This window comes from Paractinoplanes lichenicola (genome assembly GCF_016785085.1).
GTDB classification, from domain to species: domain Bacteria; phylum Actinomycetota; class Actinomycetes; order Mycobacteriales; family Micromonosporaceae; genus Actinoplanes; species Actinoplanes lichenicola.
Genome location: NZ_JAENHO010000002.1, coordinates 131,730 through 152,240, shown reverse-complemented (window position 1 = coordinate 152,240; position 20,511 = coordinate 131,730). Strand labels below are relative to the sequence as shown.

The 20,511-nt window shown below is 71.6% G+C and carries 20 protein-coding genes; 9 read left to right on the top strand and 11 right to left on the bottom strand.

Annotated elements, in window-relative coordinates:
* Nucleotides 1-35: 35 nt before the first annotated feature.
* From JKJ07_RS05250 to JKJ07_RS05240, 3 genes are all read right to left on the bottom strand, one after another.
* Nucleotides 36-1,760 (bottom strand): DEAD/DEAH box helicase, encoded by a 1,725-nt coding sequence (locus JKJ07_RS05250; protein WP_202990107.1) that lies wholly within the window; start codon nt 1,758-1,760, stop codon nt 36-38.
* Between the two features lie 89 nt (nt 1,761-1,849).
* On the bottom strand, nt 1,850-2,464 hold the full coding sequence (locus tag JKJ07_RS05245; RefSeq protein WP_202990763.1) for a trimeric intracellular cation channel family protein: 615 nt from the start codon (nt 2,462-2,464) through the stop codon (nt 1,850-1,852).
* On the bottom strand, nt 2,461-2,679 hold the full coding sequence (locus JKJ07_RS05240; RefSeq protein WP_202990106.1) for a DUF3039 domain-containing protein: 219 nt from the start codon (nt 2,677-2,679) through the stop codon (nt 2,461-2,463). Before JKJ07_RS05240 ends, JKJ07_RS05245 begins: the two co-directional genes overlap by 4 nt.
* Nucleotides 2,680-2,857: 178 nt before the next feature.
* Here JKJ07_RS05240 and JKJ07_RS05235 point away from each other — a divergent pair, with 178 nt between their 5' ends.
* Both JKJ07_RS05235 and JKJ07_RS05230 read left to right on the top strand, forming a co-directional pair.
* The gene (locus JKJ07_RS05235) at nt 2,858-3,808 is read left to right on the top strand and encodes a pseudouridine-5'-phosphate glycosidase (protein WP_202990105.1); all 951 of its coding nucleotides are present in this window, start codon (nt 2,858-2,860) and stop codon (nt 3,806-3,808) included.
* Nucleotides 3,805-4,683 carry a carbohydrate kinase family protein gene (locus JKJ07_RS05230; protein WP_307834123.1) on the top strand — a complete coding sequence of 293 codons (879 nt, stop codon included), beginning with the start codon at nt 3,805-3,807 and terminating at the stop codon, nt 4,681-4,683. Before JKJ07_RS05235 ends, JKJ07_RS05230 begins: the two co-directional genes overlap by 4 nt.
* A 143-nt stretch (nt 4,684-4,826) precedes the next feature.
* Here the strand turns inward: JKJ07_RS05230 and JKJ07_RS05225 are convergent, their stop codons facing one another.
* The 4 genes from JKJ07_RS05225 to JKJ07_RS51595 all read right to left on the bottom strand — a co-directional run bounded on the left by JKJ07_RS05225 (nt 4,827) and on the right by JKJ07_RS51595 (nt 7,900).
* Entirely contained in the window at nt 4,827-5,240 is a 414-nt protein-coding gene (locus tag JKJ07_RS05225) for a DUF3099 domain-containing protein (protein ID WP_202990104.1), read from the bottom strand.
* Nucleotides 5,241-5,325: 85 nt separating this feature from the next.
* Nucleotides 5,326-5,892 (bottom strand): HhH-GPD-type base excision DNA repair protein, encoded by a 567-nt coding sequence (locus JKJ07_RS05220; RefSeq protein ID WP_202990103.1) that lies wholly within the window; start codon nt 5,890-5,892, stop codon nt 5,326-5,328.
* 62 nt (nt 5,893-5,954) lie between these two features.
* Nucleotides 5,955-6,611 (bottom strand): response regulator, encoded by a 657-nt coding sequence (locus JKJ07_RS05215; protein WP_202990102.1) that lies wholly within the window; start codon nt 6,609-6,611, stop codon nt 5,955-5,957.
* A gap of 89 nt (nt 6,612-6,700) precedes the next feature.
* Nucleotides 6,701-7,900 (bottom strand): sensor histidine kinase, encoded by a 1,200-nt coding sequence (locus JKJ07_RS51595; protein WP_202990101.1) that lies wholly within the window; start codon nt 7,898-7,900, stop codon nt 6,701-6,703.
* Nucleotides 7,901-8,021: 121 nt separating this feature from the next.
* On the opposite strand from JKJ07_RS51595, the gene JKJ07_RS05205 reads away from it, so the two are divergent.
* The 5 genes from JKJ07_RS05205 to dtd all read left to right on the top strand — a co-directional run bounded on the left by JKJ07_RS05205 (nt 8,022) and on the right by dtd (nt 13,015).
* Nucleotides 8,022-8,756: an ABC transporter ATP-binding protein gene (locus JKJ07_RS05205; protein WP_202990100.1), complete on the top strand. Its 735-nt coding sequence runs from the start codon at nt 8,022-8,024 to the stop codon at nt 8,754-8,756.
* 47 nt (nt 8,757-8,803) lie between these two features.
* The gene (locus JKJ07_RS05200) at nt 8,804-11,362 is read left to right on the top strand and encodes an ABC transporter permease (protein ID WP_202990099.1); all 2,559 of its coding nucleotides are present in this window, start codon (nt 8,804-8,806) and stop codon (nt 11,360-11,362) included.
* A gap of 83 nt (nt 11,363-11,445) precedes the next feature.
* On the top strand, nt 11,446-11,796 hold the full coding sequence (locus tag JKJ07_RS05195) for a hypothetical protein (protein ID WP_202990098.1): 351 nt from the start codon (nt 11,446-11,448) through the stop codon (nt 11,794-11,796).
* Nucleotides 11,797-11,918: 122 nt separating this feature from the next.
* Entirely contained in the window at nt 11,919-12,593 is a 675-nt protein-coding gene (locus JKJ07_RS05190; protein WP_307834122.1) for a phosphotransferase, read from the top strand.
* Nucleotides 12,593-13,015 (top strand): D-aminoacyl-tRNA deacylase, encoded by a 423-nt coding sequence (gene dtd, locus JKJ07_RS05185; RefSeq protein WP_202990096.1) that lies wholly within the window; start codon nt 12,593-12,595, stop codon nt 13,013-13,015. Before JKJ07_RS05190 ends, dtd begins: the two co-directional genes overlap by 1 nt.
* 22 nt (nt 13,016-13,037) lie before the next feature.
* Here dtd and JKJ07_RS05180 read toward each other — a convergent pair whose 3' ends face one another.
* Nucleotides 13,038-13,826: a sporulation protein gene (locus JKJ07_RS05180; protein WP_202990095.1), complete on the bottom strand. Its 789-nt coding sequence runs from the start codon at nt 13,824-13,826 to the stop codon at nt 13,038-13,040.
* Nucleotides 13,827-14,116: 290 nt separating this feature from the next.
* On the opposite strand from JKJ07_RS05180, the gene sigB reads away from it, so the two are divergent.
* Complete coding sequence (gene sigB, locus JKJ07_RS05175) at nt 14,117-15,070, top strand: RNA polymerase sigma factor SigB (protein ID WP_202990094.1); 954 nt, start codon at nt 14,117-14,119, stop codon at nt 15,068-15,070.
* A 159-nt stretch (nt 15,071-15,229) separates the two neighbouring features.
* Here sigB and JKJ07_RS05170 read toward each other — a convergent pair whose 3' ends face one another.
* Entirely contained in the window at nt 15,230-17,776 is a 2,547-nt protein-coding gene (locus JKJ07_RS05170; protein WP_202990093.1) for a bifunctional acetate--CoA ligase family protein/GNAT family N-acetyltransferase, read from the bottom strand.
* A gap of 35 nt (nt 17,777-17,811) precedes the next feature.
* Nucleotides 17,812-18,996, bottom strand: coding sequence for an acetoin utilization protein AcuC (locus JKJ07_RS05165; protein ID WP_236028427.1), 1,185 nt, complete (start codon nt 18,994-18,996; stop codon nt 17,812-17,814).
* Nucleotides 18,997-19,218: 222 nt separating this feature from the next.
* Here JKJ07_RS05165 and JKJ07_RS05160 point away from each other — a divergent pair, with 222 nt between their 5' ends.
* The gene (locus tag JKJ07_RS05160) at nt 19,219-19,914 is read left to right on the top strand and encodes an iron-dependent transcriptional repressor DtxR (protein ID WP_202990092.1); all 696 of its coding nucleotides are present in this window, start codon (nt 19,219-19,221) and stop codon (nt 19,912-19,914) included.
* 22 nt (nt 19,915-19,936) lie between these two features.
* Here the strand turns inward: JKJ07_RS05160 and JKJ07_RS05155 are convergent, their stop codons facing one another.
* Nucleotides 19,937-20,485: a hypothetical protein gene (locus tag JKJ07_RS05155; protein WP_202990091.1), complete on the bottom strand. Its 549-nt coding sequence runs from the start codon at nt 20,483-20,485 to the stop codon at nt 19,937-19,939.
* Between the last annotated feature and the right edge of the window lie 26 nt (nt 20,486-20,511).

Genomic DNA, 20,511 nt, shown 5'->3' with positions numbered 1-20,511 from the left:
GACTTCTCGCGTGACGACGTCCGCTCGTACGGGCGTCACAGGGTCTGGATCGTCGCAATGCGCTCCTCGAGCTGTTCGATGGTGGCCTGCGCGCTCGGCGGCCCCCCGCAGAGCCGGCGCAGCTCCGCGTGGATCTTGCCGTGCGGCAGATTAGTGCGGTGGTGATGCGCCGCCACCAGCGTGTTCAGCTGGCGGCGCAGGCTGTTGCGGCGCTCCCCCGCCGTCATCGGCACGGGCGCCTCCCGCTGGGCCGGCGCCGGGGGCTCGGCCGCCTTGCGCTTCTTCTGGGCCGCCATCTGGTCGGCCTGCCGCTTGTTCAGCAGCACCGACACCTGGTCGGCGGTGAGCAGCCCGGGCAGGCCGAGATATTCCTCCTCCTCGGCCGTGCCCGTCATCGCGCCCATGCCGAAAGAGGTGCCGTCATAGATCACCTGGTCCAGCTCGGCCGTGGCGCCCAGGGCCTCGAACTGCTTCTCGAGGTCGCCCTCCGCCTTCTCCTCGCGTTGCGCGCGCTCGAGCAGGTCGTCGTCCAGGCCGTCCTTCTGCTTGGGCAGGCCCAGCACGTGGTCGCGCTGCGCCTCCATCTCGCTGGCCAGCCCGAGCAGGTGCGGCACGCTGGGCAGGAAGACGGTCGCGGTCTCGCCCTTGCGCCGCGCCCGCACGAAGCGGCCGATCGCCTGGGCGAAATAGAGCGGGGTCGAGGCGCTGGTGGCATAGACGCCGACCGCCAGCCGCGGGATGTCGACCCCCTCCGACACCATCCGCACCGCGACCATCCAGCGCTCTTGCGAGGCGGCGAAGATGGCGATCCGCTTCGACGCGCCCTCGTCGTCGGAGAGCACGACCGTGGCCTGCTCGCCGCTGATCTCGCCGATCAGCTTGGCGTAGGCGCGCGCGGTCTGCTGGTCGCTGGCGATGATCAGGCCGCCCGCGTCGGTCATGCCGTGCTCGCGCAGCTTGGTCAGCCGGGCGTTGGCGGCCCGCAAGACCTGGGGCATCCAGTCGCCGCGGTGGTCGAGCGCCGTCCGCCAGGCCTGCGCGATCAGATCCTTGGTCATCGGCTCGCCGAGGCGGGCGGCGAGCTCGTCCCCGGCGTTCGTGCGCCACCGGGTCTCGCCGGAGTAGGCCATGAAGAGCACCGGCCGCACGACGCCGTCCTTCAGCGCGTCGGAATAGCCGTAGACGGAGTCGGCCCGGGAACGCTGCAGCCCGTCCTCGCCCCGCTCGTAGGAGACGAAGGGGATCGGGTTCTCGTCCGAGCGGAACGGCGTACCGGTGAGCATCAGCCGGCGTACGGCGGGCTCGAAGGCGTTTTTGACACCGTCACCCCAGCTCCGCGAGTCACCGGCGTGGTGGATCTCGTCGAGGATCACCAGGGTCGGGCGGGTCATCGTGCGGCGGCGGTGCACGGCCGGGGCCATGCCGACCTGCGCGTAGGTGAGCACAGCGCCGTGGAAGTCGCGCGACGAGTGGACGTCGGAGTTGCGGAACTCGTGGTCGAGCTGGATGCCGACCCGGGCCGCGGCGGAGGCCCACTGCACCTTCAGATGCTCGGTCGGGCAGACCACGGTGACGGCTTCGACCGTACGGTCGGCGAGCAGCTCGGCGGCGATCCGCAGGGCGAAGGTGGTCTTACCCGCGCCGGGGGTCGCCACCGCCATGTAGTCGTCGCCGCGGCGGCGCAGATAGCCCACGAGAGCCTTGCGCTGCCAGTCACGAAGCGGCGGGAAGGTTTCCAGATCCGGCAGTGGCGGGCTCAAGCTGCGACGATCCTTCCCTGAAAGAAAACACCCCCGGCACTGGACCGGAGGCGGCAACCAGCATAGCCGCGAAGGCGGCCGCCCGCGGGTTACGGCGCAGCCACCGGAGCCGACCAGCGGCGATACAGCGCGGTCAGCCGCACACCCGTGATGAGCAGGGCCGACACGGCCATCGTGAGCGCGTCGGCGACGTCGGCGCTGCGCAGGATCGTGACAAGAATCGCGCCGCCCAGGGCCGCAACGGCATAGATGTCACGCTGGAGGACCACCGGAATCTCGCCGGTCAGCAGGTCGCGCGCGAGGCCGCCGCCGATCGCGGTGAGCATGCCGATCAGGCAGGCGCCGACGGCCGGCACGCCCGCGTCGAGCGCCTTGAGCGTGCCGGTGACGGTGAAGAGCCCGAGCCCCGCCGCGTCGAGCAGCAAAACGGGCCGGCGCCAGCGCGCCAGCCCGGGGTGCAGCCAGAAGACGGCAAGCGACGCGGCGATCGCCGTCATCGAATAGCGCCAGTCGGCGAAGGCCAGCGGCGGCACCGCCCCGATCACGAGATCGCGCAGGATGCCGCCGCCGAGCGCCGCGATGAACCCGACGAAGGCGACGCCGAACAGGTCCAGCCGCTTCGCGACGCCGGCCGAGGCGCCCGAGGCAGCGAAGACCGCGACGCCGATCAGATCCGCGACGAGCAGTCCGTCAGCACTGGTCAGTGCTGCATCGATTCGTAGATCTCCTTGCACTGCGGGCACACCGGGGAGCCCGGCTTCGGCGACTTGGTCACCGGAAACTTCTCACCGCACAGCGCCACAACGTACGTGCCCATGACCGCGCTCTCGGCGATCTTCTCCTTGCGCACGTAGTGGAACATTTCCGGCCCGGTATCGGCATCCTTGGTCTCTGGACGCTCCAGGATCTCCGTGCTCACGACATCTGCCCTTCGTTCACAATCTCGGGTCGAACCGCCGGTCCCCCCGGCCCTCGGCGGCCTAACGAAAGCTCCAACCCGCAAGTGTGACACCTCGGACCGGACCGGTCCAATGACCTGGTGTTCGGCTTTGGCCGGGTGGCGTCCGCGGGCTTCGCGGCACCGTACGGTAGCTGTCGTGACTGACTTCGCAATTCGATACGGCGAGCACGTGACCCGTGCCCGCCGGGACGGCCGGCCGGTGGTCGCGCTGGAGAGCACGATCATCTCGCACGGGCTTCCGCACCCGGACAACCTGCGGGTGGCGCACGAGATCGAGCAGACCGTACGGGATCAGGGTGCCGTGCCCGCCACGATCGGCATGATCGGCGGCGAGCTCGTCGTGGGTCTGGACGACGCCCAGATCGAGCACCTGGCCCTGGCCGAGGGAGTGGCGAAGCTCTCGGTCCGCGACCTCGCCGTGGCCGCCGCCCGGCGCGCGGACGGCGCCACCACGGTCGCCGCGACCAGTGCCGTCGCGGCCGCCGCGGGCATCGGCGTGTTCGCGACGGGCGGCCTGGGCGGCGTGCACCGCGAGGCGAACCTCACTTTCGACGAGTCGGCCGACCTCACCACGCTGGCCCACACGCCGATCGTCGTGGTCTGCGCCGGCGTGAAGTCGATCCTGGACGTGGGCGCGACGCTGGAGCGGCTGGAGACCCTCGGCGTGGCCGTCGCCGGCTATCGCACCAAGCGCTTCCCGGGCTTCTTCATCACCGACGGCGGCTTCGACGTCGACTGGGAGCTCGACTCGCCCGAGCAGGTGGCCGACGTGATCCGCGCCCGGGCCGACCAGAACGTGGGCGCCGGGGCGCTGATCCTGGCCAACCCGCTGCCCGTCGACCAGCAGCTCGATCCCGATCTGCACGACCGCACGCTTTCCGAGGGGCTGTCGCTGCTCGCCCGGGGCGGGATCACCGGCAAGGCGGTCACGCCGTTCCTGCTCAGCCACTTCCACGAGAGCACCGACGGGCAGAGCCTCGAGGTGAACGTGCGGATCATCCTGCGTAACGCCGAGCTCGCCGCCAAGATCGCGGTCGCCACCGCCACGTCGGCGACGGCCCCGCTCGGCTTCAGCGTCTCTGCGTGATCATCGTCGTGGGTGACCTGGTCACCGACGTCCTGGTGGCCCACGGCGGCCCGATCCAACCGGGCTCGGACACCGCCGCCGCGATCACCGTGGGCGGCGGTGGCCAGGCCGCGAACACGGCGGCCTGGCTCGCGCACGCGGGACGGCCGGTCACGCTGGTCGCCGCCGTGGGCGACGACCCGGCGGGCCGCGAGCGGGTGGCCGAGCTGGCCGGGACCGGCGTGCGCTGCGCGGTGCGGACCTGCCCCGGGGCGGTCACCGGCAGCATCGTGGTGCTGGCCGGGCCCGAGGAACGCACGATGATCACCGACCGCGGCGCGTCGCTGCTGCTGGCACCGGACGACGTACGGGCGGCCGTCCTCGACACCCCCGACGCCACGCACCTGCATCTCTCCGGCTATCCGCTGCTGCACGACGGCTCCCGCGCGGCCGGTCTCGCGGCGCTGGCCGCAGCCGCCGAGCGTGGCCTGACGACCAGCGTCGACGCGGCCTCGGCGGCCCCGTTGCGCTCGGTCGGGGCCGAGGCCTTCCTGACCTGGGTTCATGGGTGTGACCTGCTGCTGTGCAACGCCGACGAGGCCGACGTGCTGGCCGGTCCGGGCTCCGCCGCCGAGCAGGCAAAAAACCTCACAGCCCACGTACGCAATGTGGTCGTCAAACAGGGCGGCGACGGGGCGACCTGGGCCGCGCAGGACGGCGGTCTGCACTCGGCGACCCCCGACCGCGTCCCCATGCTGGACCCCACCGGGGCGGGCGACGCTTTTGCCGCCGGTCTGCTGGCGGCGTGGCGGGACGGCCACTCCCCCGAGGCGGCCCTCCGAGCCGGGGCCATGCTCGGGGCGGCGGCGGTCGCTCGGATCGGCGCCCGACCCTAGCCCTCTCGCTCGCCCTGGCCTTCTCGCTCGCTGTGGCCTTCTCGCTCGCCCTGGCCTTCTCGCCCGCTCTGGCCCTTCGCTCGGCCCGCCTTATTCGCGGCCGCGGGGCTGGCCTAACCTTTTTCGCGGCCGCAGGGCTCGGCCTAGCTTTTTTCGCGGCCGCGGGGCTCGGTGGGGATCCAGCGCTCGCCGGTCTCGGTCGGCTCGAGATCGATGGTCAGGTATTCGGTCTGCTCGGCGGAATGCTGCGGGAGCATCGTCTGCGGCGGCGCCTCGCGGGCGGCGGCCGAGGCGGCGCGCTCGGCCTTGGTCTTGGCGGGGCGGTCGTTGGCGATGAGCACGGCCGCCCACGGCAGGAACACCATGCCCGCGGCGCAGAGGATCAGCCAGAGCGGCAACAACGGCGGCCGGGCACTGACCAGGATCGCGCCGATGACCACGCAGGCGGCGCGGATGCCCATCATCGTCACGTAGCGGATCTGCCGGCTGCGGAACTGATCATCCGGGCTGCGCTCAGCGTTCGTGATCAGAACCGCTCGGTCCGGCTGCTTCTTCACGATGGGTCTCCGATCGACCCCTCATACTTGCACCGTTCTTGCCGGTGCGCCCAGCGTGCCCCCGACCAACCGCCGAACCACCCGGTCAAGCCTTGGCGGCGGCCTTCATTTCTTTCTTGTAGGCGCGCACCTTGCCCAGCGACTGGTCGTCGACGATGTCGGCCACCGACTTGAACGAGCCCTCCTCGCCGTACCCACCGGCGGCCGCACGCCAGCCGGCCGGCTGCACGCCGTACTGCTTGCCGAGCAGCGCCACGAAGATCTGCGACTTCTGCTTGCCGAACCCCGGCAGCGACGCCACCCGCTTGAGCAGCTCCCCGCCGTCGTCGACGCCGGTCCACAAGTTGACCGCCGCGCCGTCGTACCGATCGACGAGGGCCCGGCAGACATCCTGCACCCGCGCCGCCATCGCCTTGGGGAACCGGTGCAACGCCGGCGGCTTGGCGAAGATCGCGATGAGCGCCTCGGGGTCGAACTCCGCCAGTTCGACCGCCGTCGGCGCGTGCCCGAGCCGCTGGGCCAGCACGAACGGCGAGCTGAACGCCTTCTCGAGCGGGATCTGCTGATCGAGCACCATGCCGATCAGCAACGCCAGCGGGTCGGTGGACAGCAGCTGGTTGGCCTCGGCGTCGATCGGCAGCGAAAGCGTCATGGCGCTCATCCTCGCAGGTCCGGCCCTTCTGTCACCAACCTCGGGCCGGGCCGCTCCGGCGGTCATCGCAGGCCGCTCTCGTAGGCGGCGATCACCAGGTGGGTGCGGTCGCGGCCGTCGAGCTTGGTGAGCAGCCGGTTGATGTGCGTCTTGACCGTGGACATCGAGACCCCGAGCCGCGACGCGATCTGATCGTTCGAGAACCCCTGGGCCACGAGCACCAGCACCTCGCGCTCCCGCCCGGTGATCTGCGGCAGCGGAGTGACCGGCCGGTCGGGTGTCGCGACATGGGCCTCGATCAACCGGCGCAACGGCCCGGGCGCGAGCAGCCGGTCGCCCGCCACGACCGTCCGGATCCCGTCGATCAGCTCGTGCGGCGGCACGTCTTTGATCAGGAAGCCGCTGGCGCCCGCCCGGAACCCGCCGACCACGTATTCGTCGAGGTCGAACGTGGTCAGCACGATCACCTTGGTGTCCAGCGCGTGGGGGCCCTGGCAGATCTCCCGCGTGGCCTCGACGCCGTTCATCTTGGGCATTCGCACGTCCATCAACAGCACGTCGGGTCGCTCCCGCCGAGCCACCTCGACCGCCTGCCGCCCCGTGCTCGCCTCCCCCACACAGGTGAGCCCCGGCGTGTGATCGATCAGCAGCCGAAAGCTCCCCCGCACCAACGCATGATCATCCGCGATCACCACCCGAATTTCGGCCTTTTCGCCCATGTCATCGACGCCGTCTCCACTTGCCGCGTCCCTGGCCCCGCTCACAACGCTCCGAACATCTTCATGGCGCTCAGCACGTGGTCGCCTTTTCACGAGCCGAAGCGCAGTGTCGCCGCGACTTCCCAGCCGCGGCCTGGTCTCGGGCCGGCTCTGAACTCGCCGCCGAACTGCGCGGCCCGCTCTCGCATGCCGATGAGCCCCTGCCCGATCGGCTCGTCACGCCCGGACAGCGCTCCCTGCCGCGCGTCACCCGCGGCGCTGCCGGGCAGCCCAATCGAGCCGGCACCCGCGCCGTCATCGGTGACCCGGATGCTCACCTCGCCCGGTTCGCCCGTCACCTCGACCCGGCAGGTGGCCGCGCCGGAATGCTTGACCACATTTGTCAGCGCCTCCTGGGCCAACCGGTAAGCGGAAAGCGCCACATCGCTCGGCAGCTCCTCCTCCACGTGGACCTCGAGATCGACCGCCAGCCCCGTCGACCGCGCGTTGTCGGCCAGGTCGGGCAGGTCGGCCAGGGTCGGCGCGGGTTGCAAGGCAGCCTCCGTGCGGACCAGGGCGAGCGCTCGCCTGATCTCTCCCAGCGTCTGCCGGCTCGTCGTCCCGATCACCCGCAACGCGGCCCGCATCTCCTCCGGACGGTCGTCGCCCACGTGGTCGGCTACGGCGGCCTTGATCGCGATCATGCTCATGCTGTGCGCGACGATGTCGTGCAGCTCGCGGGCCAGGCGAAGTCGCTCCTGCTCGACGGCGAGGGCCGTGGCCTGCTCCGCTCGGGAGGCCGCATGCGCGCGACGCTCGCGCACCGTGCGGCCGACCGCCCAGAACGCGGCCACCATCCAAGCCACGACCAGCAGCTCGAACGAAGAGCCCTCCGCGACGGCGAACGACACCACCAGGATCAGAACGCTCAGCACGACGACGGGCACCGATCGCCGGCGCGGCAGCTCGACCCCGACGGTGTAGAGGACCAGGCCTATGGACACGATCGGCGCCGCGCCCGCGTAACTCGGGATCGCGCCGGAGACGACGGCGAATGCTCCGACGACCAGGACCACCGCCGTCATGGCGACCGGCCACAGCCGACGGAACGCGACGGGCACCCCGAGCGCGAGCCCGATCAACGCGGTCAGCCAAGCCGGCTCGACCCAGGTCGCCTGAGCGGCCGACGACGTGTCGCCGGCCGCGAACAAGCCGAGGACGACGGCCGCCACGGCCAGCAGCGCGTCGATGGCGAGCAGCTGACCGCGGCTGAGCCTCCGGATGAGGAAGGAAGGCGATGCGGCAGTCACGCGAGCGACGTTAACGAGCCGCGACGACCCGGCGCGTCAACCCACGGTTCGATTTTTCGCCGCGATTCCGCCGAACCACGGGTTGACGACATCCGATCCGGAAGTCGAGAAGCTTTCCGCCATGACGACACCGATGGTTTCGATCAGAGAGCTCCGAAGGGAGTACGACGCCGGCCCGAGCCGGGTGACCGCGCTCGACGGCGTCACCGTCGACCTCGCCGCGGGCACCTTCACGGCGGTGATGGGCCCGTCCGGCTCCGGCAAGTCCACACTGCTGCATTGCGTGGCCGGTCTCGACCGTCCGACGTCCGGCGAGGTGACGGTCGACGGGGTCCACCTGGGCGAGCTCGACGAGACCGGCCTGACGGTGCTGCGCCGCGAGCGGATCGGCTTCGTGTTCCAGGCCTTCAACCTGATCTCGTCGCTGACCGCCGCGCAGAATGTCGCTCTGCCCGCCCGGCTCGCAGGCCGCCGCCTCAGCCCGGCCGACGTGGCCGCCGCGCTCGGCGACGTCGGCCTCGCCGATCGGGCCCGGCATCGCCCGGTCGAGCTCTCTGGCGGCCAGCAGCAACGGGTCGCGATCGCCCGGGCCATGGTCACCAAGCCCGCCGTGATCTTCGCCGACGAGCCGACCGGCGCACTCGACAATCAGACGTCCCGGCGCGTCCTCGAGCTGCTGCGGGAGCTGGCAACCGTCCGGGGCCAGACGATCGTGATGGTGACGCACGACCCGGTGGCCGCCGCCGTGGCCGACTCGGTGCTGCTGCTCACCGACGGCCGGCTCGTCGACCGGCTCGACGGCGCCTCGGCCGAGGCGATCGCGGCCCGCATGACCCGAGCCGAGGCGACATGGTGACGCGCGGCCCCTGGGCCGAAGCGCTGAGCCGGCTCCGACGGAGCGACATGTTGGCACGAGACCGGTTGGGGGCGTTCGTCGCGGTTCTCTTCGGCGCGGCGGTGGTCACGCTGACCCTCACGCTGCTGACCTCGGCCGTGTCCGAGCGGCCGGATCGGTTCGCCGCGGTGACGGTCGCCGTGCAGAGTCCCGGCGTCACCACCCCGGCCGACCCGTTCCCCGAGACGAGACCGTGGTCGTCCGGTGAGGCCGAGGCGCTGGCCGACCGGCTGTCCGCTGTTCCGGGCGTCGAGGCGGCGGTCGCGGATCGACAGTTCTACGCGCAGCCGGTGGTGTCGGGGCGTCCGGTCGCCGAGATCCAGGAGGGGCACGGGTGGGCCAGCGGCGCTCTCGCCGGCGACAGGCTGGTGGCGGGGCGTCCCGCCGGCGCGGCCCGCGAGGTCGTCCTCGACCGCGATCTCGGCGTTCCTGCCGGCGGAACCGTGACGATCCTGACCGCCACCGGTCCGGCGATGTGGACGGTCACCGGGTTGATCGACGCGCCCCGCCTGTATGTCGCGGATGCCGAGGCCGCCCGGCTGGCCCCCGGCGTACGGGTGATCGGGTTGACCGGAAATCCCGATCCTCGGGCCGTTCGAGTGGCCGCGGGCGGCGCGCGGGTGCTGCACGGCTCGACGCTGGGCGACCTCGAGCCACGGGACGACGCCCGCACGAGGTGGATCGGCATGCAGGTGCTGAGCGGGATGACGGCGCTCTCCGTGTTCTCGTGCGTCTTCGTGATCGCGTCCACCCTGGCCCTGTCCGTCCATCAGCGTCGCCGCGAGATCGGCCTGTTGCGGGCGGTCGGCGCAACACCTCGGCAGGTCAGGTTCACCGTGTTGCGCGAGGCGGCGTTGGTCGGCCTGGCCGCGGGGGCGACCGGGGCGGTGCTCGGCCGGGTGCTCTCGCCGTGGGTCGGCGGCGTGCTGGTCGACGCGGGGTTCGAGCCCGAGTCGTTCCAGGCGCGGGTGCAGCTTTGGCCGCTGCTCGCCGGCGTCCTGATCGGACCGGTAGTGGCGATCGCCGGTGGGCTGACCGCCGCGCGGCGGGCCTCCCGTGTGCGACCGCTCGACGCGCTGCGCAGTGCCGACGTCGAGATGCGGCCGATGACGCGAGTTCGCTGGGTCGCCGGTCTGGGGTGCGCAGTGGTCGGGCTGGGCGCCGCGGCAGCGACCGTGATGACCGATGACCTGGCCGATCTCGGGACCTACGCGTTGCTGGCCGCGATGGCGCTGGTCGTCGCGGCCACGCTGCTCGCGCCGGCGGTGGTGCTGCTGATCGTGCGGGTGATCCTGCGACCGGCCGGGAACGCGCTCGCAACCGTGATCCGGGAGAGCGCGCTGACCGGTTCGCGGCGCACTGCCTCGACGGCGGCGCCGGTTCTGCTCACGGTCGCCTTCGCGGTTTTCATCGCGGGCAACACGCAAACCGCCGAGCGGGCCTACGCCGATCGACGAGCCGACGCGGCCCAGGCCGGCACGATGCTCGTCCCCGACGGGACACCCGGTCTGCCCGACTCGGCGGCACCCACGGCGACGCTGCAAACCACCGTCTACGTGAACGGCACCGCCTTGACCGCCACCGGCGTGGCCCCCGACCCAGGTGCGCTGGACAGCCCCAGCCACAACGGCAGAGCCGGCCCAGAAAGTACGGGCGGCCCAGGTGGCCCGCGCAGCACAGCCAGCTCAGGGAGCCCGGGTGGCCCGGGCAGCACGGGCAGCCCAGGGAGCACGGGTAGGCCGGGGAGCACGGGCAGCCTGGGTGACCCGAGCCGCACGATTCACCCGGACAGCGCGGGCAGCCCGGGCGGGGTCGACGAGCCGGACAGTGCCAGCGGTCCCGGCGGAGGTGGTGGGCCGCCTGATTCGGGGAGCGTTGTCCTCAATCAGTCGCGGGCCGCGCAGTTGGGTAGCGGGGTCGGGCAGTCGGTTGACCTCGGGTTCGTGGATGGGGAGCGGCTGCGGCTGCGCGTGGCGGCGGTGGTGCCGGACGACCGAGCTCCCGGCGAGATTGTGCTCGCTCGTGAGGTGGTGCGTAGGCACGATCCGTCCGCGCTGGCCTCGGCCCTTCCGGTGACCTCCGGAGCGGCCTCGGCGGCGCCGGTCGGGGGGCGGTTCGTCGACGTCGGCACGTACGCGCGGGAGTTCGGCTCGGAGGAGGATCGTCTGGTGTGGATTTTCACGCTGCTGCTGATCGGGGTGTCCGTGGGCTATGGGGCGCTGGCCGTGGCGAACACGCTCTTCATGGCGACCGGGCGGCGGGCGAACGACTATCGGCTGCTGCGGCTGGCCGGCGCGACGCCACGTCAGGTGCTGGTGACCGTGGCCGGCGAGTCGGTGCTGGTGGTTCTGATCGGCTCGGTGCTCGGCGGAGCGGCCGCCCTGCTGGCGCTGTGGGGCACGGCGGCGGGGTTCCGGGAGCAGACGGGCACGTCCGTGGCGCTGACCGTGCCGTGGACGATTGCGGGAGCCGCGGTGGGAGCGTGCCTGCTGCTGGCACTGGTGGGCAGCGTGCTTCCCGCCCGGGCGCAGTTGGCGGGTTCCGGCGTCGTCCGGGAGCGAGCATGATGACCGTGCGCCACGTCACCTCGGTTTACCTCGTGCCGGGCGGGGCACGTTGGGTGCCGCCGAACTGTCGGGAGGGCAGAGTTATGAGCGACTCGCAGGAGAACATCGAGCGGGAGATTCTGGGGAGCGACTACGCCCCGGGGGCTCTTGACGAGCCTGAGACGTACCGCCCCGAGAAGGGTGACGACGACCCCGGTCTGTCCAGCACGCTCGCCGCGGGCACCGACACCGATCAGCTTCGCGACGGCGGGCCGCATCCGGAGCACGGTGTGATGACCACGACCGGTGGGACGGCGGGGCCGAACAGCTTCCGGACGCAGCCGCGCTCCGGGCCGGGCGTCGCCAACACCACGACCGGTGACGCCACCACGGGCGCGATGGAGACGCCGGTGGACAGCTACACCAGCGACTCCAGCAGCAACGCCGTCGACTGACCGCGCGGCCGCCCGTCCGCGCGACGCGACCGCGGGCGGCGGCCACACGCGGTCGCGAACACAGCAGACACTGAGTAGCGCAGGGTCACCCGTGGCCCGGGGTGTGGGCTAGCGTCACCGGCGTGACTGGTGTTTCGGTGCCTGAGGAGTTGGGCGAGCCGTTCGCGTTCGGGCGGGAAGCCGACGTTTATGCGCTTGCGGACGGCACGGTGCTCCGGCGGTATCGGGACGGCGGCGACACCGGGCCCGAGGCGCTGGTCATGCGGCATGTGGGCGACCACGGTTTTCCGGTGCCCCAGGTGCACGCGGCCGGCGGGGCCGACCTGGTGCTCGAGCGGCTCGACGGGCCGACGATGGCGACCGTGTTGCTGGCCGGGAGCATGCTGATGGAGGACGGGGCCGCTATCCTCGCCGACCTGCTGACCCGGCTGCACTCGCTGCCCTCGATCTCCGGGGACGAGCAGTCGGTTCTGCACCTCGACCTGCACCCCGAGAACGTGGTCATCACGGCAGGCGGGCCCGTGGTGATCGACTGGCGGAACGCCCGGGACGGCGAGCCCGACCTGGACACCGCGTTCACGGCGTTGATCCTCGCGCAGGTGGCGACCGGGGCGATCGAGCACCCGATCCACGAACGGGTCGGCGACATGCTCGACCTTTTCCTCGAACTCGCGCCCGGCGATCCGCTTCGGAAGTTGGACGAGGCGGTGGCGATGCGGTCACGGCAGAGCACGATGTCCGCGGACGAGGTCGGCCTGCTGCCCGTGGCGGCGGCACGCGTACGAGGGGTCAGGTAATGCGAGCACTGGTGCAGACGGTCAGCCGGGCGAGTGTGACGGTGGACGACGAGGTCGTCGGCAAGATCGAGGACGGGTTGCTCGTGCTGGTCGGGGTGACCCATGACGACACCCCGGCCAAGGCCGCCGAACTGGCCCGTAAGACGTACGAGCTGCGCATTTTGGACGACGAGGCGTCAGCCGCCGACAGAACCGCCCCGCTGCTGGTGGTCAGCCAGTTCACGCTCTACGGCGACGCGCGCAAGGGGCGCCGCCCCACCTGGAACGCCGCCGCGCCGGCTGAGGTCGCCGAGCCGCTCGTCACGGCGTACGTGGAAGCTTTGCGCTCTCGCGGCGCGACGGTCGAGACCGGTCGGTTCCGCGCGCACATGCTGGTCGAGAGCGTGAACGTGGGGCCCCGCACAATTCTGCTCGAGTTGTAGGAGCCCCACGCTCAGCGGTGGATCAGAAGAACAGGCCGCGCCGCTGCGCCGACTGCCGCAGCCAGTTGTCGAGCTGACCGGCCCAGTCCACCTGGTCGACGGTCGCGTAGTCGACGTCGAAGCGGCCGAACGCGTCGCGGCCCTCGGTGAACACCCCGCCCCGCTTGTCGATCTCCAGGACGACCTGGAGCTGGTGCGGGGTGGCGATGAACGTGAGTTCGAGCTGGTTGATGCCGCTCGCGTACGCCGACGGCGGGTAGAACTCGATCTCCTGGTAGAACGGCAGGTGCTGCTGGACGCCGTAGACCCGGCCGCGCTCGACGTCGGCCTTGCTGAAGCGGAAGCCGAGCCGCAGCAGCGCGTCCAGAATGCGCTCCTGAGCGGGCAGCGGGTGCACCATGACGGCGTCGAGGTCGGACTTGTCGACGGCCCGCGCGACCTCGAGCTCGGTGGCCAGGCCCATGGTCATGCCGTGCAGGCGCTGCCCATAGACCTCGGTGATCGGCGTTTCCCAAGGCACATCGAAGCGGAACGGCACGTCATAACGGGCACCGGGGTCAAGCCGGAACGAACCGGTCAATCGCTGCCGGTGAAACTCCTGATTCGTGTTGTATTCGCTGTCGCCACTCTCGACTTCGACCCGGGTCATCAGCCCAATTGCCACATATTCGACGTCGACGGCGTGGTCTCCACCCATGACGTGGACCTGGCCCTCAAGAATTCCGCCGGGCCGGCAATTGGGGTTGGCCAGCACCGTTTCGACCGACGGGCCGCCGACACCCATTGCCTGCATCAGTTTTTTGAAGACCACTGAACCATCTCCTCCTCGAGGGCGTTTGGGGAACAGTATCGGCGCGCAACACGCGACGAGTACCGGCAATCCGGTCACTTGTCGGCTTGGCGACGTCAGGGTTCTCCCTGATTCATGCCACCTGGACGCTTGCCTCACCTCGGCTTAACGCGCTCCAGGCCAAGCTATCGATCACCGGCACGCAAGGGCTGGGAACGCACGAGACGGTTATTCAGCGGGGAGGGGACTGAAAGGTGGTCCTGCAGATGAAGGCGTCGGAGTCCAAGGCGGCGGTTGCCGTTGAGAACAGCATGACCGATGGTGTCGAGCTTCTGACCGACCTGGACGCGACGGACGAGCGTGGCGTTTCCGCCGACCTGGTTCGTGCCTACTTGAACGGCATCGGCCGCACCCGGCTGCTGACCGCGGTCGAAGAGGTCGAGCTCTCCAAGCGCATCGAGGCCGGCCTGTACGCGGAGGAGAAGCTTCCGGAGGCGGGCGACGACCTGGCTCTCCTCCTGCAGATCATCGTCGCGGAGGGCAAGGCCGCCAAGAACCACCTGCTCGAGGCCAACCTGCGGCTCGTCGTGAGCATCGCGAAGCGCTACACCGGGCGGGGCATGGCCTTCCTCGACCTGATCCAGGAGGGCAACCTGGGTCTGATCCGCGCGGTCGAGAAGTTCGACTACACCAAGGGCTACAAGTTCTCCACGTACGCAACCTGGTGGATCCGGCAGGCCATCACCCGCGCCATGGCCGACCAGGCCCGCACCATCCGCATCCCGGTGCACATGGTCGAGCAGGTCAACCGCATGGTCCGCAGCCGCCGCGACCTGGCCGCGACGCTCGGCCGCGAGCCCAGCATCGCCGAGATCGCCCAGGCCATGGGTGTGCCCGAGTTCCAGGTCATCGAGCTCATCTCGTACGACCGGGAGCCGGTCAGCCTCGACCAGGCGGTCGGTGAGGACGGGGAGAGCGCGCTCGGCGACTTCGTGGCCGCGGTCGACCAGAACCAGCCCGGCGCCGGTGCCGGCCAGGGCGAGCTGCGCAGCGAGGTCGAGATCGTGCTGGCCACCCTGAGCGAGCGCGAGTCGGCCGTCATCCGGCTGCGCTTCGGCCTCGACGACGGCCGCCAGCGCACCCTCGACGAGGTCGGCCGCGAGTTCGGCCTGAGCCGCGAGCGCATCCGCCAGATCGAGAAGGTCACCATGCTCAAGCTCCGCGACCCGGAGCGCGCCTCCCGCCTCGAGGCCTACGCCGGCTGAGGCACGCGACAAACTCCGACCGCCCGGCGGGCCTCACGGCTCGACCGGGCGGTCGCGCGTCAGGGGCCACGGGGGCGGCCGAGGGCGGGCGAGTCAGGGGCGGCGGCGGGCGGCGGGCGGCGGGCGCGTCAGGGGCTGCGGCGGCGGGCGGCGGGCGAGTCAGGGGCTGCGGAGGCGGCGGGGGCCGGTGTCGGGGCGCAGGGCGGGGTCGCCGATCTCGGTGGCGACATGCAGCACCGAGAAGCCGTCGGGGCGGGCCAGCACCGGGTTGAGCGACAGGCCTCGCAGGCGGGGATGGTCGTCGGCGAGACGGCCCACCCGCAGCAGCAGGTCGATCAGCGCCTCGCGGTCGACCGGGGCCGAGCCGCGATAACCGTGCAGCAGCGGGGCCGCCCGCGGCTCGACGACCAGGGCCTCGGCCGCCCGGTCGGTCAGCGGGGCGGCCCGCCAGGCCAGGTCGCCCAGCAGCTCACTGGCGACACCACCGAGCCCGAACCCGACGACCGGGCCGAACGCCGGATCCTCCATCACCTCGATGCGGCAGGCCACCCCGGCCGGGACCATCGTCTGGACCAGCACGTCGGGGCCGAAGGCGGCGGACAATTCCCCGTACGCCGTGCGCACGTCATCCTCGTCGGCGAGCGCGAGCCGGACCGCGCCGAGGTCGATGCGATGCCGCAGGGCGCCGCCGGCCGCCTTGAGCGCCACCGGATAGCCCAGGGCCGACGCGGCCGCGATCGCCTCGTCGACGCCGGCCGCGAGCGTGGACGGCACCACGTCGATGCCGTAGGCGGCGAGCAGCTCGGACGGCGGGCCGTCGACGTGGGCCGCCGCGACGTCGACGTCGTCGAGCACGGGCAGCCGGCCCGGCGGGCGGCGCAGCCACTCCGAATACGTCGCCACCCGGCCCAGGGCGCGCACGGCTTCCTCGACCGAGGGATAGGCCGGGACGCGCGGGGGCAGGCTGCCCAGCAGGAACGTGGCGACCGTCGGCTTCTCACCGGCCAGGGCCACGCTGCCCAGGGCCGCGGCGAAGTCGGCGTCCTCGTCGGCGAGCTGGCCGGGCAGGGGCGGCGCGAACACCACGACCAGGGCGTCGGCGCGGTCGTCGACGGCCGCGTCGGCCAGCGCGTCGGCGAAGTCGTGGGCGCCGGCCTGCGGGCTGATGTCGAGCGGATAGCCCTCGGCGACGGTCAGGCCGTTGGCCCGGCAGGCGGCCACGGCCAGCTCGGACAGGGCGGAGGAGTTGCCGACCACGGCCACCCGGCGGCCGGTGGGCAGGGGCTGGTGGGCCAGCAGCAGGCCGACGTCGAACATCTCCTGCACGGTGTCGACCCGGATCACGCCCGAGCGGGCGAACAGCGCGGTGACCGCGTGCACGTCGGGGCCGGGCAGGTCACCGGCCAGGCCGGGCGGGCGGGTGGCCGACGAGACGGCGACCACCGGTTTGACCCGGCTCATGCGGCGGGCCAGGCGGGCGAACTTGCGCGGGTTGCCGAACGTCTCGAGATAGAGCATGACGACGTCGGTGCCGGGGTCGTCCTGCCAATACTGCAGGAGGTCGTTGCCGGAGACGTCGGCCCGGTTGCCCGCCGAGACGAAGCTGGACAGGCCCAGGCCACGGCGGTCGGCCTCGGCCAGCAGGGCGACACCGAGCGCACCGCTCTGGCTGAAGAACCCGACCCGGCCGGCGGCCGGCAGGCGTGGGGCGAGCGTGGCGTTCAACCGTACGGCGGGGTCGGTGTTCGCCACTCCCATGCTGTTGGGGCCGACCACGCGCATCCCGGCGGCGTGGGCGCCCTCGATCAGGGCCCGCTGCGCGGACGCGCCCTCGGGACCGGTCTCGGCGAACCCCGCGGAGACCACCACCAGCCCGCCCACGCCGCACGCGGCCGCGTCGGCCACCGCGGCGTCGACCCCCTCGGGCGGCACGGCGATCAGGGCCAGGTCGACGTCGACGCCGGCCTCGGTGGCCGACCGGTAGGCCCGCAGGCCCGCCACCCGCTCGGCGCTGCGGTGCACCGGCACGATCGGGCCGGCGAACCCGCCGTCGCGCAGGTGGCCGAGCATGGCCGCGCCGATGCCCTGGCCGCTCGCGCTGGCGCCGTAGACCGCGACCCCGCGTGGGGACAGCAGGCGGGCGATCGAGCGGGCCTCGGTCAGCTTCTCGCGCGACTCCTGCACCTCGCGGGACTTCTCGGTGGGGGCGATCGGGAAGCTCAGGTGCACGACGCCGTCGGCGTATTTGCGCTGCACCTGATAGCCGAAGTCGCTGAAGACGCGGAGCATGCCGGCGTTCTCGGGGAGCACCTCGGCGACGAACCGGGTCAGGCCGTTGGCCCGGGCCGCCTCGGCCAGATGCTCGAGCAGGACCGAGCCGATGCCGCGGCCCTGATGCGCGTCCTCCACCACGAAGGCGACCTCGGCCTCGGGCGAGTCGGGGCCGAGCCGCTCGTAACGGCCGACCGCCATGATGCGCGGGCCGGCGACGATGACGAAGGCCTCGCGGTCGTGGTGGTCGACGTTGACGAACCGCTCGAGGTCGCGCTCGGGAATGCGTGGGTAGGGGGAGAAATAGCGCAGGTAGCGGGTGCGGTCGCTCATGCGTGAGTGGAACTCGACGATGGCGGGAGCGTCGGTCGGGCGGATCTGTCGCAGGTGGACGGCGGTGCCGTCGGAGAGCAGGACGTCGGCGCTGATGTCCATGCCCCTCCTCCTCTCCGTACGGTGGTGAGAAACGTTCAGTCGCGCGCGTCGTGCGGGTCGAGGCCGTGCAGCGGGAAGACGGCCGTGCGAGTGGCGAGGATCGCGCGGTCGACCGGGTCGGGGGTGGTGCCGGGTTGCCAGCGCTCGACCGGCGGTTCGGTGCCGTCGGTCATCGTCTCGGGGACGACCGCCCGCGGGCAACGCTCGGCGGCGAGCTTGCGCCAGGGCGCGGGGGTCGGGGTCGCGGGGTCGATCGGGGCGCCGGTGACCGCGGCCAGCAGGTGGGTCCAGGCGCGGGGCACGACCTCGACCAGCGCGTAACCCCCGCCACCCATCGCGACCCAGCGGCCGTCGCACAGCTCGTCGGCCAGGTCGCGCATCGCCAGATAGGCCGCGCGCTGGCCGTCGACCGAGAGCCGCAGGTCGGCCAGGGGGTCGAGGCGATGGGCGTCGGCGCCGCACTGGCTGAAGATGATCTCGGGGGCGAACGCGCGGAGCACCGAGGGCACGATCGCGTGGAAGGCCCGCAGCCAGGCCGCGTCGCCCGTGCCCGGGGGGAGCGGCACGTTGACCGCCAGGCCCTCGGCGCCCGGGCCGCCCGTCTCCTCGGCGAAGCCCGTGCCGGGGAAGAGCGTGAGCGGCGACTCGTGCAGGCTGATCGTCAGAACGCGAGGGTCGTTGTAGAAGGCGGCCTGTACGCCGTCGCCGTGGTGCACGTCGACATCCACATAGGCCACCCGCTGGGCGCCCTGGTCGAGCAGGCGGGCGATGGCGACCGCGGGATCGTTGTAGACACAGAAGCCGGCGGCCCGCGCGGCGAGAGCGTGATGTAAACCACCCGACACGTTGACCGCGCGTGTCGTCGTGCCGTGCCAGACGGCCTCGGCGGCCGCGATCGTCGCGCCGCAGATGCGCGCGGAGGCCTCGTGCATGCCGTCGAAGACCGGGTTGTCGTCGGTGTTGAGACCCCAGCCGCGGAAGAACGGGTCGAGCGGCGCGTGCCGGACGGCCTCGAGGTAATCGGCGCGATGCACCCTGGTCAGGTCGGCCTCGGTGGCCGGCTCGGGGGTGAGCATGCGGACCCCGGGGCGGTCGAGGACGCCCAGCTCGCGGGCGAGCGCCATGGTCAGCTCGACCCGCACCGGGTTGAGCGGGTGATCGCCCATGTCGTAGTCGAGCAGAGCTCGATCCCACACCACCGTGGTCGTCGCATCCACCATGACGGTCACTCTGCCACGCCCCACCGACGCTTTCCGTTCGCGGCACTTGCCCGGATGGTCAGGTACGCTTCCTGCACCTGCTCGGGGCGGCTGTCAACCCCCGGCAACGAGGTATTATCGCTGCTGGGAGGGCCGCACTGTGAATGAATTCGTCATCAGCCCGGCTGCGTCCTGGTTCGGGGCGAGGCCGGCGGTCCGCCGAGGCCGCTGGGAGGTCGGAGCATGAAGGCGTCACTGCACAACCACGACCTGATCGACACCACCGAGATGTATTTGCGCACCATCCTCGAGCTCGAGGAGGAGGGTGTGCCGCCGCTGCGGGCACGCATCGCCGAGCGGCTCCACCAGAGCGGTCCCACGGTCAGCCAGACGGTCGCCCGCATGGAGCGTGACGGCCTGCTGACCATCGAGAACGACCGGCACCTGGTGCTGACCGACGACGGCCGCTCGACCGCGGTGGCCGTCATGCGCAAGCACCGGCTGGCCGAGTTGCTGCTGGTCAACGTCATCGGCATGCCCTACGAGGAGGCCCACGAGGAGGCCTGCCGCTGGGAGCACGTGATGAGCGACTCGGTCGAGAAGAAGGTCTACGAGCTGCTCAACAAGCCGACCAGATCTCCGTACGGGAATCCGATTCCCGGTCTTGACGCTTTTGGCGACGGCGCCGAGCACGCCGAGGTCCCCGGCGAGCGCAATCTGGCGTTCCCCGGGCTCACCGGCAGTGTCGTGGTGCAGCGCATCTGCGAGAGCGTGCAGACCAACGCCGACGTGCTGCGTCAGTTGCACGCCGCGGGCATCGACCCCGGCACGACGGTGACGGTGGCCCAGGAGCGCGACGGGGTGACCATAGACCGCTCGGGTGACAAGATCCGCCTGCCTCGCGAGGTCGCGTCACGGGTGTTCGTCGCGGCCCACTGAGGCCGGGACGGCAAGACGGACGTCAGCCGTTCGTCGTGTCCATCGCTTCGGCGAGGGCGATGAGCTTCGGGTTCATCGCGGTCACGGCGGCGGCTGTCGCGTCCGCGGCGAAGGTGAAGCGCAGCGTCTGCAACTGCTTCGCCTTGCTGAGCCAGCCGATCTCGATGATCGGGCCGCGTCCCGCCGCGGGTGGGGTGTAAAGCCGGTACGCCGCCTGGCCGAGCCCCTTGAGCGTGGTCGAGCCGGCCGGCTTCAGGTCGCTGAGAAACTGCGCCGGGCCGGCCTTGGTGCTCTCCACGACCGACAGGGTGAGGTCGGGATAGCCGGCCGCCGCGGTCTGCACGACGCAGGTCGACGTGGTGGCGACCTGGTCGGAGGCGGCCACGTCGAAGGCGACGCCGATCTTCTCCTGGATGAAGGCGTAGTCCCAGAGGATGCAGGCGCCACCGGCCGAGGCCGCGGGCTGCGTGACGACGGTGGCCGGTGGCGGGGCCGCGGCCGCCTTGTCCTCGCTGTCGTCGCAGCCGGTCAGGACGAGCAGCAGAGCCACTCCGACGACGAGCGCACGCACTAGTGGATCCCTTCCCGAGAGATTCG